The organism is Duganella sp. Dugasp56 (assembly GCF_047304105.1).
In the GTDB taxonomy this organism is placed as follows: Bacteria; Pseudomonadota; Gammaproteobacteria; order Burkholderiales; family Burkholderiaceae_D; genus Rugamonas; species Rugamonas hordei.
This window is the reverse complement of the sequence record NZ_JBGLYQ010000058.1, coordinates 1-15,519: the sequence shown is the minus strand read 5'-3', so window position 1 is coordinate 15,519 and position 15,519 is coordinate 1. Positions and strand designations below refer to the sequence as shown.

Annotated in this window: 12 protein-coding genes; 4 read left to right on the top strand and 8 right to left on the bottom strand. The window is 63.5% G+C overall.

Going from position 1 to position 15,519, the window contains the following annotated elements:
* Window position 1: 1 nt before the first annotated feature.
* The 8 genes from ACCD07_RS28690 to ACCD07_RS28655 form a co-directional block, all read right to left on the bottom strand.
* On the bottom strand, window positions 2-1,285 hold the full coding sequence (locus ACCD07_RS28690; RefSeq protein WP_413449320.1) for a DUF445 domain-containing protein: 1,284 nt from the start codon (window positions 1,283-1,285) through the stop codon (window positions 2-4).
* A 25-nt stretch (window positions 1,286-1,310) separates the two neighbouring features.
* Entirely contained in the window at window positions 1,311-2,216 is a 906-nt protein-coding gene (locus ACCD07_RS28685; RefSeq protein WP_413449319.1) for a response regulator, read from the bottom strand.
* Window positions 2,200-5,595, bottom strand: a complete 3,396-nt coding sequence (locus ACCD07_RS28680) for an ATP-binding protein (protein WP_413449318.1) — start codon at window positions 5,593-5,595, stop codon at window positions 2,200-2,202. Before ACCD07_RS28680 ends, ACCD07_RS28685 begins: the two co-directional genes overlap by 17 nt.
* Before the next feature lie 68 nt (window positions 5,596-5,663).
* The gene (locus tag ACCD07_RS28675; RefSeq protein ID WP_176651104.1) at window positions 5,664-6,335 is read right to left on the bottom strand and encodes a flagellar brake protein; all 672 of its coding nucleotides are present in this window, start codon (window positions 6,333-6,335) and stop codon (window positions 5,664-5,666) included.
* A gap of 227 nt (window positions 6,336-6,562) precedes the next feature.
* A complete protein-coding gene (locus ACCD07_RS28670) occupies window positions 6,563-7,312 on the bottom strand; it encodes a pseudouridine synthase (protein WP_008449305.1) in 750 nt (249 codons plus the stop codon).
* Between the two features lie 30 nt (window positions 7,313-7,342).
* Window positions 7,343-9,925 carry a [protein-PII] uridylyltransferase gene (locus ACCD07_RS28665; RefSeq protein WP_413449317.1) on the bottom strand — a complete coding sequence of 861 codons (2,583 nt, stop codon included), beginning with the start codon at window positions 9,923-9,925 and terminating at the stop codon, window positions 7,343-7,345.
* A 6-nt stretch (window positions 9,926-9,931) separates the two neighbouring features.
* Window positions 9,932-10,768: a type I methionyl aminopeptidase gene (gene map, locus ACCD07_RS28660; RefSeq protein ID WP_353404521.1), complete on the bottom strand. Its 837-nt coding sequence runs from the start codon at window positions 10,766-10,768 to the stop codon at window positions 9,932-9,934.
* Between the two features lie 138 nt (window positions 10,769-10,906).
* Complete coding sequence (locus tag ACCD07_RS28655; RefSeq protein WP_413449316.1) at window positions 10,907-11,800, bottom strand: MHFG family PEP-CTERM protein; 894 nt, start codon at window positions 11,798-11,800, stop codon at window positions 10,907-10,909.
* A 395-nt stretch (window positions 11,801-12,195) separates the two neighbouring features.
* Between ACCD07_RS28655 and rpsB the strand changes: the two genes are divergently transcribed.
* From rpsB to frr, 4 genes are all read left to right on the top strand, one after another.
* Window positions 12,196-12,948, top strand: a complete 753-nt coding sequence (gene rpsB / locus ACCD07_RS28650; protein ID WP_176651293.1) for a 30S ribosomal protein S2 — start codon at window positions 12,196-12,198, stop codon at window positions 12,946-12,948.
* A gap of 116 nt (window positions 12,949-13,064) precedes the next feature.
* Window positions 13,065-13,979, top strand: a complete 915-nt coding sequence (gene tsf / locus ACCD07_RS28645) for a translation elongation factor Ts (protein ID WP_176651101.1) — start codon at window positions 13,065-13,067, stop codon at window positions 13,977-13,979.
* Window positions 13,980-14,121: 142 nt separating this feature from the next.
* Window positions 14,122-14,838: a UMP kinase gene (gene pyrH, locus ACCD07_RS28640; RefSeq protein WP_176651100.1), complete on the top strand. Its 717-nt coding sequence runs from the start codon at window positions 14,122-14,124 to the stop codon at window positions 14,836-14,838.
* 27 nt (window positions 14,839-14,865) lie between these two features.
* Window positions 14,866-15,426, top strand: coding sequence for a ribosome recycling factor (frr, locus tag ACCD07_RS28635; RefSeq protein WP_176651099.1), 561 nt, complete (start codon window positions 14,866-14,868; stop codon window positions 15,424-15,426).
* Window positions 15,427-15,519: the final 93 nt, after the last annotated feature.

Here is a 15,519-nt window from a genome sequence, read left to right as displayed (position 1 = left end):
GTCAGTGGTGTAGCCAGGCGCCGGCCATCCCCATCACCTGCGAGCTCGCATACAACAACAGCCCGATCAAGCCTCCCACCAGCGTTCCGTTGACGCGGATGAACTGCAGGTCCTTGCCGATGTTGAGTTCAATCTGGCGTGACATGTCCTTTTCGTCCCAGGCCTTGACGGTGTCGCTGATATGGCGCGTCAGGAAGCGCGAGAAGGCCGGCGCCAGTGTCTGGGCCATGGAGGCCAGGTGCTGGTTGAGCGAGGCGCGCATCTCGGGGTAGCTTAGCAGCTCCTCGCTGAGCCACTGGCTGGCTTTGACGATGCCGTCGTTGAGTTTGGAGTGCTCGGTTTCGATGTCGTTCTTTACCCACGTCCGCACGCCGATCCACAAATCCTTGATGTAGGTGTTGAAGACGTCGCCGTCGCGCAGGTAGCGCTTGAGGTCCTCGCCCTTGGCGATGAAGGCGGGATCGGACTGGAGGCGGACCACGAAGTGCCGCACCATGTCGTCGAAGCGGACGCGCAGCTTGTGCCCCTTGTCCGCCGCGATGTTTTCCATGATGTTGTTCAAGGTGTTGGCGATCATGACGGCGCCGTTTTCGCTGAGCCAGGAGGTCGGCAGCACCAGTTCCATGGCGGCGTGTTCGCGCTTGAGCCAGGCCGCGATCAGGCCGGCGATCAGCTCGCGGCTGGACGGCTTGTTCATCATCGCGATCAGCGCCGCGATGCCGTCGTCGAGCAGTTCCTGGTGGCGGCCGTCCTTCGTCAGTCCATCGAGCAGGCCGCCCAGCGCCTGCGACAGCTCCAGCTTGTCGACGGCCGCGTCGAGGGCGTCGCGCAGCAGCTTCTGGATGCTGGCGTCGTCCGCCATCGACAGCATTTCCGGCACCAGCTTGATCAGGTACGAGGACAGGAAGCGGCGGTTCTCCGGCCGTTCCAGCCATTGCGCGACATTGGTGGCGGGATCGTTTTTCAGTATGACCTCGGCCAGCGCCTCGGGCTTGAGGAATTTGTCCTCGACGAAGCCGGCCAGGTTGTCGGCGATTTTGTTCTTGTTGTTGGGGATGATGCTGGTATGGCGCGAGATGAACGGGATGGGCACCTTGCGGAACAGCGCCACCACCGCGAACCAGTCGGCCAGCGCGCCGACCATCGCCGCCTCGGATACGGCGCGCACGCCATCGACCCAGAAGCCGCGCGGCAGCAGGGACGTGATGATGAAGACGGCCGTCGCCGCCGCCAGCAGCGCCAGCGCCAGCCGCTTGGATTGCCGTAGTTCGTGTTCTTTGGTCATCCACCAAGTGTAAGCCAAATCGCAATCAGGCGAGTTTCGCCAGCGCGACGGAGGCGGCGGAGGTGCGGGTTTCCACGCCCAGTTTGACGAACACGTGTTCCAGGTGCTTGTTGACCGTGCGCGGGCTGGTGCCGAGGATGTCGCCGATGTCGCGGTTGGTCTTGCCCTTGATGACCCAGTTCAGCACCTCCGATTCGCGCTGCGTCAGCTTGAAGGAGGCCATCAGCTTTTCGATTTGCGCGGCGTCCGATTCCTCGCGCAGCACGATCATCCATTGCGCGTTTTCGCTGAATTCCGCCGCCGAGAAGATCAGCCTCCGCGCGCCGCGTATCAGGGCCAGCGGCGGGTGCGACTGGCCCTGGCTGTGCGCGGCCTGTGTCGCTTCCAGCCACGGGGCCAGCTCGCCGTCGACCGCGTAGCCCTGCATCAGCGTGCGTGCCAGCGGGGTTTGCCAGACAATCTTGCCGTCGCGCGGCGTCATCGCGATGACGGCGTTGCCAAAGGCGTCCAGCGCGCTGCGGGCCTGGTCCATCAGCCGCGCCGTCTGCATGTGGGCGGCGATCCGCGCCAGCACCTCGCTGGTGCGCAGCGGCTTGGTGACGTAGTCGTTGCCGCCGGCGGCAAACGCCGCCACCACGTGTTCGGCTTCGGTCAGCCCCGTCATGAAGACCACCGGGATCTGCTTCGTCGCCAGGCTGGCCTTGAGCCGGCGGCAGGTTTCGAAGCCGTCCATGCCGGGCATGATGGCGTCCAGCAGGATGATGTCCGGTTGCGCCTCGGCGGCGCGCTGCAGGGCCGATTCGCCGTTGTTGGCGACGAGGACCGTGAAGCCTGATTCGTCCAGCGCGTCGTGCAGCACGGCCAGGTTTTCCGGCACGTCGTCCACCACCAGGACGATATTGCCGCGCGCGGGTTCAATGTTGAAGTTCATCGCTCTTGTTCCTCAGGACGAAATCGGCCATCGCATCCAGCTGGAAGCGGGCCGCGAAATTGCGCATGGTTTGCGTGAAGTGCAGGTAGCGCGCGTCGAGTGCGCTGATTTCATCGAGCTTGTTCTGGATGCCGCGCACGTAGCCGATGCGTATCAGTTCATTCAGCGCTTCCAGGTGCGCGGCCGGAGGAAACACCAGCTGCGCCAGTTCCGGCGCGGCGGCCGCCACCTCGATGCCGATGCCCGGCTGCGTGATCCATTCCAGCGTCAGCCGCCGGCCTATCCAGTCCAGCAGCTCGGCCACGTTGACCGGTTTGACGATGAAGTCCGCCGCCGTGATGCCGGCCGCGTTCTCCATGCCCTTGTCGAAGGCGTTGGCCGAGACGATGGCGATCGGCACCGTGGACAGCTGCCGGCGGCGCAGGATGTAGCTCGCTTCCCAGCCATCCATGGCCGGCATCGCGAGGTCCATCAGGATCAGGTCCGGCTGGAACGACGCGTGCAGGTCCAGGCATTCGAGGCCCGATTCGGCCAGCGCCACGTCGAAGCCCAGTGGCGCCAGTATGTTGAGCAGCATCTCGCGGTCGACCCGCTCGTTGTCCACCACCAGGATGCGGCGGCGCGGGCCGCGATAGCCGGTGCGCTGGCGTTCGGGCTGCTCCAGCTCCTTCAGCTCCCTGCCGGAGACGTGCACGCTGGGCAGGAACAGACGGATGTGGAATACGCTGCCTTGTTCGGGCATGCTGCGGATATTCAGTTCGCCGCCCATCAGCTGCGTCAGCATCTTGGAGATCGGCAGTCCGAGGCCAGTGCCGCTGGCGTTGGCGTGCGCGCTGGCGCTGCCGCGCGAGAACGGCTCGAAGATGTGGTCGATCTCCTCCTGCAGGATGCCGGGTCCGGTGTCCTCGATCTCGAACGAGGCCATCTCGCGCGCGTACTGCAGCCGCAGCACGATGCCGCCGCTGCTGGTGAACTTGACGGCGTTGCCGAGGATGTTGATGAGGATTTGCCCCAGCCGCTTGCGGTCGGCGCGCACGATGCGCGGCAGCGCGCCGGTCAGTTCGTAGCGGAAGCTCAGCCCCTTGTTGGCCGCCTGCAGTTCGAACATGCGCACGATCTGGCCGATGAAGTCGGGGAAGTTCAGCTCCTTCATGTCGAAGTTGAACTTGCCGCCTTCGATGCGGGCGATGTCCAGCGTGCCCTCGATCAGCGACAGCAGGTGCTCGCCGCTGCTGCGGATCACGCGGATCGCCTGCTGGCGGTGCTCGGGGATGGACGGATCGTTGTCCAGCAGTTGCGCGTAGCCCAGTATCGAATTGAGTGGTGTGCGGATCTCGTGGCTGATGCCGGCGATGTAGCGGCTCTTGGCCTGGTTGGCCTGGTCGGCGGTCTTCTTGGCCTGCTGCAGCTGGGCGTCGGTCTGGCCGTGCAGTTCGATCTCGCGCGTCAGCAGGCCGGTCTGGCGGTTCGATTCCTCCTGCGCCACGCGGCGGCTTTCGCTGGTCAGCACCAGCCACCAGGCGACGATGCCGCTGGTGAGCAGCAGCGCCGCGAAGATCTTGAAGAACACCAGTTGCAGCTGCGGCAGCAGCGCCGCGGCGCCGGCCGGCAGCACCGATTGCTCATGGTAGTAGATCAGGCCGAGCAGCGCGCCGAGGAACAGCACGGTGACTATCATCAGCAGCAGGTAATGTCCCAGCCCGCTGCTCAGGTAGCGCGCCAGCGACTGCGGCAGCATCGCGCGCATCGCGTCCTGCCATTGCGCCGACACCTTGGCGTGCGGCTTGCAGACGTCGTTGCAGCGCGCGTCGAGGCAGCAGCACAGCGAGCAGATCGACCCCTGGTAGGCCGGGCAGTGCGCCATGTCCTCCGACTCGTATTCCTTTTCGCAGATCACGCAGGTCTTGCTGTGCACGTGTTCCTGCTTGCGGGCGATGTAGTACTTGCCTTTGGTCGCCACGGCGATCAGCGGCGAGGCCACTAGCGCCGTCAGCAGCGCGATGAAGGCGGAGAAGGCCTGCGCCTGCTGGCCGAACAAGCCCATGAAGGCCGCCACCGATAAGGCCGACGCCAGCAGCATGGCGCCGACGCCGACCGGATTGATGTCGTACAAATACGCGCGGCGGAATTCGATGCCCTTGGGACTCAGGCCCAGCGGCTTGTTGATGATCAGGTCGGCCACCACCGCCGTGATCCACGAGATGGCGATGTTCGAGTACAGGCCCAGCACCTGGTCCAGCGCCTGGAACACGTCCAGCTCCATCAGCAGCACGGCGATCAGCGCGTTGAACACGGCCCACACCACGCGGCCCGGATGGCTGTGCGTCAGCCGCGCGAAGAAGTTCGACCACGCCAGCGAGCCGGCATAGGCGTTGGTCATGTTGATCTTCACCTGCGAGATGACCACCAGCAGCGCCGTCGCCAGCAGCGCGACCTGCGGCGAGGCGAACACCTGGCCGAAGCCTGCCAAGTACATCTGCGTCGGGTTGACGGCCTGCTCCAAAGGCACGGCGCTGCTGATCGCCAGGAAGGCCAGCAGCGCGCCGCCCAGCATCTTGGCGATGCCGAGCAGGATCCAGCCCGGCCCCGCGACCAGCACGCCCAGGTGCCAGCGCAGGCGGTTGGCGGCGGTCTTCTCCGGCATGAAGCGCAGGAAGTCGACCTGCTCGCCGATCTGCGTGATGAGCGCCACGCCGACCGCCGTGGCGGCGCCGAACATCAGCACGTTGAAGTGGCCGTTCTGGCCGGAGCGGCCGGCGTAGGCCAGCAGCTGCGCCGGCAGTTCCGGCTGCTTCTGCAGGATGGCGATGAAGGGCAGGGCCATCAGCACCAGCCACACCGGCTGCGTCAGCATCTGGATGCGGCTGATCAGGGTGACGCCGTGGGTCACCAGCGGAATGACCACCAGCGCGCTGGCCATGTAGCCGAGGTAGAGCGGCAGGTGGAAGTACAGCTCCAGCGCATAGGCCATGATGGCCGCCTCCAGCGCGAACAGGATGAAGGTGAACGAGGCGTAGACGAACGACGATATCGTCGAGCCGATGTAGCCGAAGCCGGCGCCGCGCGTCAGCAGGTCCATGTCGACGCCGTACTTGGCGGCGTAGTAGCTGATCGGCAGGCCGGTCAGGAAGATGATCAGGCCGACCGCCATGATGGCCCACAGCGCGTTGATGAAGCCGTAGTTGACGGTGATGGTGCCGCCTATCGCTTCCAGCACCAGGAACGAGATCGCGCCGAACGCGGTGTTCGAGACGCGGAACACCGACCATTTGCGGAACGCGCGCGGCGTGTAGCGCAGCGCGTAGTCCTCGATGGTTTCGTTGGCCACCCAGGTGTTGTAGTCGCGCCGGATCTTGACGATGCGCTGTGTTGTGGTCATGCCGGGCCCATAAAAAAAAGCAGCTGTGTAAGCTGCTTTTTAAGCAATTTATGTGCCGGACCAGGGGGCTAGCGCTGCTTGCTGGTGCTGAGCTTGTCCAGCAGGCGCGCCAGCTCTTCCTGCATCACCGGCGACAGGTTGATGAACTGGCAGCCGATCTGCACCTGTTCGCCCAGCAGGAAGGAGCGGAAGGTGCGCGACAGGCGCACTTCCAGATCGGCGATCATCACCGAATCGGGGCCCAGCTCGAGCCGCACGCGCTGCAGCTTGCGGCCCACGTACAGGCCCTGGCAATCGCGCGGCGGGGCCCGCATGCCGACGCCGCCGGCCGAGAAGTCGTACAGCTGCAGTTCGTACGGCTTGCCGTTCAACACGAACGAGGCCATGTAGTAGATGCCCAGCGGCGTTTCCAGCCGCGTCGACGAGCGGCGGTTCAGCACCAGGCACTTGGTCGGGAAGTCCAGCGGGATCAAGGTCGGTTCGTCCGGCTGCGACGCCCAGTCCGGCGACGTCAGCTTGAACTGCACCTTGGCCGAGCGCAGCCAGGCGACAAAGGTGGCCTCGCCGGGCGGGATGACCTCGCCCTCGTTGAGCTCCAGCACAAAGTAGGGATTTTCCGGGTCGACCGACTTGATGCGCGCCATCACCACATTGGTGGAGCTGGCGGGATAAATGGAGATCGGATCGCCGTTGTCGGAGAGCAGGGTCAATGAATCACCGATATCATGCTCGTCGGTCATGTCATGTGGCTTCGAACCCGCCGGTATTGGTTCCACAGCATCTTTTAGGCTGGGAGGGCCGCGGCGAAATTCATTTGGTATGGGATCGTTCACGACGGCATATCTCTTTGATAATGACTTCTACAATGCGAGGTCGATCTACACAGTTTACAATTTATTCGCGCTCTTGGCTTGCTAATTGGCAAGAATATTTCAGTAAATGTGCATTCTTTTCCACGATGCCCAGGTCAGAACTGCTCTTCCGGGCGCAAATAGCGCCACTGGCCGACCGGCAGGTCGCCCAGCTTGACTTTGCCGATGCGAACCCGTTTCAAGCCGACAACTTTCAGGCCCACCATGTCGCACATGCGGCGGATCTGGCGTTTCTTGCCTTCGCGCAAGGTGAAGCTGAGCTGGTCGTCGTTTTGCCAGCGCACCTTGGCCGGCAGCAGCGGCTTGCCGTCCATCCACAGGCCATGGTTGAGCTTTTTGAGGTCGCTGTCGGGCAGCTTGCCCGGCTTGGTGTACTCGACGCGCACCAGGTATTCCTTGTCGACGTCGGTGGTTTCGCCGATCAGGTGCTTGGCCACGCGGCCGTCCTGGGTCAGCACCAGCAGGCCGACCGAATCGATGTCCAGGCGGCCGGCCGGCACCAGCGAGCGCAGCTGCGTCGGGTGGAAGATTTCCGGCGACGGATCGTCCGGCCAGCGGTTTTCCGGCTTGACCAGCACCACGGCCGGCTGGTAGCCGTCCTCGGCCTGGCCGCTGACGTAGCCCATGGGCTTGTTGATCAGCACCGTCACCCGCTTGGACTGCTCGGCGGCGGCCTGGCGCTCGACGGTGACGCGCTGGCTCGGATAGATCTTGGTGCCGAGTTCGGAGACGACCTGGCCGTCCACCCGTACCCAGCCGCGCGCTATCCACTCGTCAGCCTCGCGGCGCGAGCACAGGCCCAGTTCGGACATGCGTTTGGACAGGCGTAATAATTCTTCTGACATGATGCGTTTTCTATAGAGAGTGAAGCCAGTTTATACCTTGATCGCGTCCAGCAGGTCGGTTTCAAGCTGGATCTGGCTGCGGGCGTTGCTCAGCGTGGCGCCGTCGATCAGGAACACGTCCTCGACGCGCTCGCCCAGGGTCATGATCTTGGCCGTGTGCAGGTTGATCTTGTACTTGGTCAGCACGTTGGCGATCGAGTACAGCAGGCCGGTGCGGTCGTTGGCGGCCACCGACAGCAGGTAGTACTGGCCGCGCTCGTCCGGCCGCAGGTCCACCGTCGGCTGGATGGGGAAGGTGCGCGACAGCCGCGACAGCCGGCCCTTGCCCGGCGCCGGCAGCGGCTCGGGCGTGGTCAGCACGCCGCACAGCTCGTGCTCGATCAGGCTGATGATGTCGCGGTAGCTCTTGGCGAAGTTCTGCTCGGTGACCAGGAAGGTGTCGAGCGCGTAGCCGTGGCGCGTGGTGTGGATCTTGGCGTCGAGGATGCTGAAGTTCTTGCGGTCGAAATAGCTGCAGATGCGCGCGAACAGGTCCGGCTGGTCCTTGATGTAGACGGCCACCTGCAGGCCTTCGCCGATCGGCGCCAGCCGGCATTTGACCACCGGCCTGTCGCTGGTGAAGCGGTCGTACAGCGCGCGCGTCTGCCAGGCGATGTCGGAGGCGTCGTGGCGCAGGAAGTAGGCGACGTCGAGCTGCTTCCAGAACGCTTCGTGCGCGTCCGGCGGCAGGCCGTACAGGCGCAGGGTCGCCAGCGCTTCCTGCTGGCGGTTCTTCAGTTCGTGGTCGGCGCTGTGCGGCTCGCCGCCCAGCACGCGCAGCGTGATGCGGTACAAGTCCTCGAGCAGCTTGGCCTTCCACGCGTTCCACACCTTCGGGCTGGTGCCGCGGATGTCGGCCACCGTCAGCAGGTACAGCGCGGTCAGGTGGCGCTCGTCCTTGACCACCCTGGCGAAGGAGGCGATGACGTCGGGATCGGACAGGTCCTGCTTTTGCGCCACCTGCGACATGGTCAGGTGGTTCTCGACCAGGAACACCGCCAGTTCCGTGTCCTCGTCGCTGAGGCCGTGGTCGCGGCAGAACTGCTCGGTGTCGGCCATGCCCAGCTTCGAGTGGTCGCCGCCGCGGCCCTTGGCGATGTCGTGGAACAGCGCGCCCAGGTACAGCAGCCACGGCTGCGGGAAGTTGGCCATCAGCTGGCTGCAGAACGGGTATTCGTGCGCGTGCTCGGCCATCGAGAAGCGGCGCATGTTGCGCACCACCATCAGGATGTGCTGGTCCACCGTGTAGACGTGGAACAGGTCGTGCTGCATCTGGCCGACGATCTTGCGGAAGTTGGGCAGGTAGCGGCCCAGGATGGACATGTCGTTCATGCGCCGCAGCGCGTGGATGATGCCCACCGGCGCCTGCATGATGCGCAGGAACAGCGCACGGTTGACCGGATCGGCGCGGAAGGCGGCGTCGATCTTGAAGCGCTCGTGCCACAGCGCGCGCGTGGTGCGCGAACTCATGCCCTTGAGCGACGGCCGCTCGGTCATCAGTACGAAGATCTCCAGCATCGCCGACGGCGTCTTCTCGAACGTGTCGTCGGCGCTGATGTCGATCAGGCCGTTGACGTCGTTGAAGCGCTCGTTGATGCGCACCGCCTCGCCGGATTTCGGGAACAGCCGCTCCTCGATGTTCTGCAGCAGGATGGTGTTCAGTTGCGTGACCGTCTTGGCAGCCCAGTAGTAGCGCTGCATCAGGTATTCGCTGGCGCGGCGCATGTGCACGCCGCTGCCGGTGGCGGTCAGGCCCAGCGATTCGGCGATCGCCGTCTGCACGTCGAACACCAGCCGGTCTTCGCGCCGGCCCGCGTGCAGGTGCAGGCGCACGCGGATGTCCTTGAAGGCGCGCTCCTTTTCCATCAGCTGCTTCGCTTCGGTCTGCGTGATCAGGCCGGACGTGGCCAGGGTGCGCCAGGAATTGGCCAGGCCGGCGGCCTTGACCATCCACAGGATCACCTGCAGGTCGCGCAGGCCGCCCGGGCTTTCCTTGCAGTTCGGCTCCAGGCTGAAGGCGGTGTCCTCGTATTTGGCGTGGCGCTGGCGCATCTCCAGCACCTTGGCGTGGTAGAAGGCGCGCGGGTCCATCGCCGCCGTGTAGCGCGCCTGCAGCTGCGCGAACAGCGGCTCGTCGCCGCAGATGATGCGCGCTTCGAGCAGGCTGGTTTGCACCGTGATGTCGGCCGCCGACTCGGTCAGGCACTCGTCCACCGTGCGGATGCTGTGGCCGATCTCCAGGCCCAGGTCCCACAGCAGCTGCACCAGTTCTTCCAGCTTTTCGGTGGTGGCGGCGTCGGGCGCCTGTTCCAGCAGGATCAGCAGGTCGACGTCGGAGTAGGGGAACAGCTCGCCGCGGCCGTAGCCGCCGACGCCGATCAGGGCGGTGTTGGGCGGCAGCCGGGCTTCATGCCAGGCCGTGGTCAGCACCGCGTCGACGCTCTGGCGCAGGCTGCGCAGCAGCTTTTCCGGCATGCCGTCGGCCTGGAAGCCGGCGATGACGACCTGGCGGTCGGCTTTCAGCTGGCGCTTGAGTTGCTCGCGCAGTTCCTTCTTCATCGCGGCGGTCGACATCCGGGCTTACGCCGCGACCGGCGCGGCGTTGGCCGGCGCCGCGCCGGTGATGAACGCCGGCGGCGGCGGGCTGCCGGCCGACAGGGTCAGCACTTCGTAGCCGGTCTCGGTGACCAGGATGGTGTGTTCCCACTGCGCCGACAGGCTGCGGTCCTTGGTCTTGATGGTCCAGCCGTCGCCCATTTCGCGGATTTCGCGCTTGCCGGCGTTGATCATCGGCTCGATGGTGAAGATCATGCCCGGCTTGAGCTCGTCCAGGGTGCCCGGACGGCCGTAGTGCAGCACCTGCGGCTCTTCGTGGAAGATCTTGCCGATGCCGTGGCCGCAGAACTCGCGCACCACGCTGTAGCCGGCTTTTTCCGCATGCTGCTGGATCACGTGGCCAATGTCGCCCAGGTGCGCGCCCGGCTTGACCTTGGCGATGCCCAGCCACATGCACTCGTAGGTGATGTCGGACAGGCGCTTGGCCATGATCGACGGTTCGCCGATGAAGAACATGCGGCTGTTGTCGCCGTGGTAGCCGTCCTTGATGACGGTGATGTCGAGGTTGACCACGTCGCCGTTCTTGAGCACCTTGTCGCCCGGGATGCCGTGGCAGATGACGTCGTTGACCGAGGTGCAGATGGCTTTCGGGTAGGGTGTGTAGCCCGGCGGGCAGTAGTTCAGCGGCGCCGGGATGGTGCCCTGGACATTGACCATGTATTCGTGGCAAAGGCGATCCAGCTCACCGGTGGTCACGCCGGGCTTGACGAAGGGCGTGATGTAGTCGAGCACTTCGGAGCCCAGGCGGCCGGCCACGCGCATGCCTTCGATATCTTCAGCGGATTTAATGGAGATGGACATAGTGGATCGCAATCAGCAAGGTAAACGGTAAAAACGCAGGCGGCGAGCGGACAGGGTCGGCTCGCGGCGTGCAGTAGGTTGAAATTATAAACGACAGCCGCCTCTTCGCGTGCGGAGATGCACGGTGGGCGGAGCAGCTCAGTCCGGCTGGGAGCCGGCTTGCTTGCGGCGGGCGCGGCGGGCGGCGCAGCCGACCAGGCCGAGGCCGGCCAGCAGCATGGCCCAGGTGTCAGCTTCCGGCACAGGCGCCGGGTTGAGGAGCTCGGAGGTATCGTCTATGTCGAACCTTGAATTGTGGCCGGACAGGCGGCCCGCGCGGCCGCGCGGGTCGATATCGTATCCGTCCTCGTCGAACGCCATTTCGACCTCGCTCAGGCTGTGGCCGGCTGGGGTGCCGCGGATGCTGGCGATCAGGCGAGCCCGCTTGCCCGCAGCTTCCGTGAGAGCATCGAGAAGCTCGGCGGAGTCGCCTACAAGGCTGTATGGGTCGTCCTGTCCGGACGAAGCGTCTGAATGCGCGGCGTCGGCCAGGCCCAGGTCTTTGTCGCCCAAGCTGCCGCCCAGCTCACGCCTGACCTGGTTGGCCGGGACGAAGTATGGGCGATCACCGGCGTTCTTTGCCACCGCCGCCGGCAGGCGCGAGATACGGCTGACGTTGCCGCAGATCTTGGGTACCAGGATGCAGTGCTTGTCGACGCAATAGACGGCGGCCGGTTCCTGGTGGTTTTCCGCCCATTTGCTGCGGGTGACGGTGGCGCACACCGAGGCGGCGCCAAAGTGCATGTCGCGGATCGCCGGGTCGTACTGGCTCTTGCCGCTGATGCTGTCGCGGGTGATGGTGACCATGTCGTCCGGCTGCTGCTCCTCGATGCGGCGGCGCAGCGTGCTGCGCACGGCGGCCGGGATGTCGGTGTAGCGGTCGATGGCGTCGCCGCTGCGGCCCTTGTAGGGATTGACGCCGGGGTGGTCCCAGGAACAAACGGGCTGGGCAGCGGAGGCTGCTGCGAGCGTCACGGCAAGCAGGATGGACATAGGGTGATCTTTCAGTAATGGAACACTACTTCTGGTTTAATAGTTATTGCCATGCATTAAAGTTTTCCAGATGATATTACATTTTAAACATGTATGGCATATCCATGCCTCATTTTTTTTTGATACGGCGCAATTTGGTGCGCAGGCGTTGCGGCGGGCCCATTTCGCACCACGATGTGGCGGGATGCTCGCCAGGGTGGTGCAAGGGCGTGGCCGGTGCGTGCGACGCTTGCCTAAGTGGCTGTTTTCAGGGTAGAATCTCGGGTTGCTTGAATTCGGTTTTGAGCAATGTTGCAAAAATCCCGTGGAAATCCACATTAATAAACGCGAATCCGGTCGACAAGGGTGCCTATATGGTGACTGATCGGATTCCAGACCCAACCCTGGAGTTTAATATGTCCGTAACTATGCGCGAAATGCTGGAAGCCGGTGTCCACTTCGGTCACCAAACCCGTTTCTGGAACCCAAAGATGGCTCCGTTCATCTTCGGCCACCGCAACAAGATCCATATCATCAACTTGGAAAAGACGATGGGTATGTATCAGGAAGCGATGAAGCACGTGAAGCAGGTCGCTTCGAACCGCGGCACCATCCTGATGGTCGGCACCAAGCGTCAAGCGCGCGAAATCATCGCTGCCGAAGCGGCACGCGCAGGCGTACCTTTCGTTGACCAGCGTTGGCTGGGCGGCATGCTGACCAACTTCAAAACCATCAAGACCTCGATCAAGCGCCTGAAGGACATGGAAGCCCAGATCGAAGACGGTTCGGTAGAGAAGCTGTCGAAAAAAGAAGCGCTGATGTTCCAACGCGAAATGATCAAGCTGCAGAAATCGATCGGCGGCATCAAGGACATGGGCGGCGTTCCTGACGCAATCTTCGTCGTTGACGTTGGCTACCATAAAGGCGCGATCACCGAAGCCGCTAAACTGGGCATTCCAGTCATCGGCGTGGTCGACACCAACCACTCGCCAGAAGGCGTTCAGTTCGTCATTCCAGGTAACGATGACTCGTCGAAAGCCATCACTCTGTACGCCCGCGGCGTGGCAGATGCCATCCTGGAAGGCCGTGCTGCCGCAGGTAACGAAGTCGTTGAAATGGTGAAAGCCGCTGCCGGCGACGAATTCGTCGAAGTTTCCGAACAGGCTTAATCGTTCGCAGCAAGCAGTAGGAAAAAAGGGGTGGCCAACAGCTCCCCCTTTTTTTTAACGTAAATGGTTAGAGCGCCGCTCACCATCCCCCCGAACACCGAATACAGGAGAATCACATGGCAGCAATTACTGCAGCAATGGTAGGCGAACTGCGCGCGAAGACTGACGCGCCGATGATGGAATGCAAAAAAGCACTGACCGAAGCCGAAGGCGACATGGGTCGTGCGGAAGAGATCCTGCGCGTCAAGCTGGGCGGCAAGGCATCGAAAGCTTCGGCACGCATCACCGCCGAAGGCGTGGTCGCCACCTACATCGCCAACGGCGTGGGCGCGCTGATCGAAGTGAACTCGGAAACCGACTTCGTCGCCAAGAACGACGACTTCCTGAACCTGGCCAACACCGCCGCCAAGCTGGTCGCCGAAAACAACCCGGCCGACGTCGCAGCCCTGCTGGCACTGCCAGCCGGCAACGGCCAGACCCTGGACGAAGTGCGTTCCGCACTGATCGGCAAAATCGGCGAAAACATGTCGATCCGCCGCTTCCAGCGTTTCGAAACCACCGCCAAGCTGGCTTCGTACCTGCACGGCACCCGCATCGGCGTGATGGTCGAATTCGACGGCGCCGACGAGCAAGTGGGCAAGGATGTGGCCATGCACATCGCCGCGATGAAGCCGGTGTCGCTGTCGGCCGACCAGGTTCCTGCCGAACTGATCGAAAAAGAGCGTTCGGTTGCCAAGCTGAAAGCTGACGAAGATGCCGCCGCCGCCGTGGCCGCCGGCAAGCCAGTGCAGCCTGCCGACATCGTCGCCAAGCGCCTGGAAGGCTCGGTACAGAAGTACCTGAAGGAAGTGTCGCTGCTGAACCAGGCTTTCGTGAAAAACGACAAGCAATCGATCGAGCAGATGCTGAAAGAAAAATCGACCACCGTCAAAGCCTTCACCATGTACGTGGTAGGCGAGGGCATCGAGAAGAAAGTCGACGATTTCGCCGCCGAAGTAGCCGCACAGATGGCTGCTTCCCAAGGAGCGTAATTCTGAAAACGGGCCGAGAGGCCCGTTTTTTTAGCCCGACCCAAGCAATCTTGGCTGTAACACCAGTTGTCCCCGGCGCCAGGCAAGGTATCATGGGCGCCGGCAGCCTTACCGAATCAACCCAACTTAGGAGCCCCGTCTCATGTCAAAACCAGCCTACAAGCGCGTCCTCCTCAAATTGTCCGGTGAAGCCCTGATGGGCGATGATCCTTACGGCATCAACCGCGGCACGATCGAACGGATGGTCGCCGATGTGGCCGAGGTCGCGAAACTGGGCGTGGAACTGGCGATCGTCATCGGCGGCGGCAACATCTTCCGCGGCGTCGCCCCCGGCGCCCAGGGCATGGACCGCGCCACCGCCGACTACATGGGCATGCTGGCCACCGTCATGAACGCGCTGGCGCTGGCCGACGCGATGCGCCATGTCGGCATCACCGCGCGCGTGATGTCGGCCATCGGCATCGAGCAGGTGGTGGAGCCGTATGTGCGCCCGAAAGCGCTGCAGTACCTGGAGGAAGGCAAGGTCGTCGTGTTCGCGGCCGGCACCGGCAACCCGTTCTTCACCACCGACACCGCGGCGGCGCTGCGCGGCTCGGAAGTGAGCGCGGAAATCGTCCTGAAAGCAACCAAGGTCGACGGCGTCTACACCGCCGACCCGAAGAAGGACCCGAACGCCACGCTGTACAGCTCGATCACCTTCGACGAAGCCATCGCCAAGCATCTGCAAGTCATGGACGCCACCGCCTTCGCGCTGTGCCGCGACCAGAAGCTGCCGATCAAAGTGTTTTCCATCACCAAGCCCGGTGCGCTGATGCGCGTCATCATGGGCGAGGATGAGGGTACACTGGTTCACGTTTAAATAATATTCCGATACAGGAGAGCAGCAATGTCCGTAGCTGACGTTAAAAAGAATGCGCAAGAGCGCATGATCAAATCGCTGGAAACCTTGCGCGCCGATCTGGCCAAGGTCCGCACCGGCCGCGCCCACACCGGTATCCTGGACCACGTGCAGGTCGAGTACTACGGTTCGCCGACCGCGCTGACGCAGGTGGCCAACGTGACCCTGATCGACGCCCGCACCATCGGTGTGCAGCCGTTCGAGAAGAAGATGGCGGCCACCATTGAAAAGGCGATCCGCGACGCCGACCTGGGCCTGAACCCGTCGTCGCAGGGCGACATGATACGCGTGCCGACCCCGCCGCTGACCGAAGAGCGCCGCAAGGAAATGGTCAAGCTGGTCAAGAGCGAAGCGGAAGACGCGAAAATCGCCGTCCGCAACATCCGCCGCGATGCCAATGAAGGCATGAAAAAGCTGGTCAAGGACAAGGCGATCTCGGAAGACGACGAACGCCGCGGCACCGACGAGGTGCAGAAGCTGACCGACAAGTTCATCGTCGACATCGACAAGATGGTTGCGGAGAAAGAAAAAGAAGTTCTGACGGTTTAAATACCAAGGGGCGCCAGCATGGTTTCCCCACCCCGGGGGGGGGGGGGGGGGGGGGGGGGGGGGGGGGGGGGGGGGGGGGGGGGGGGGGGGGGG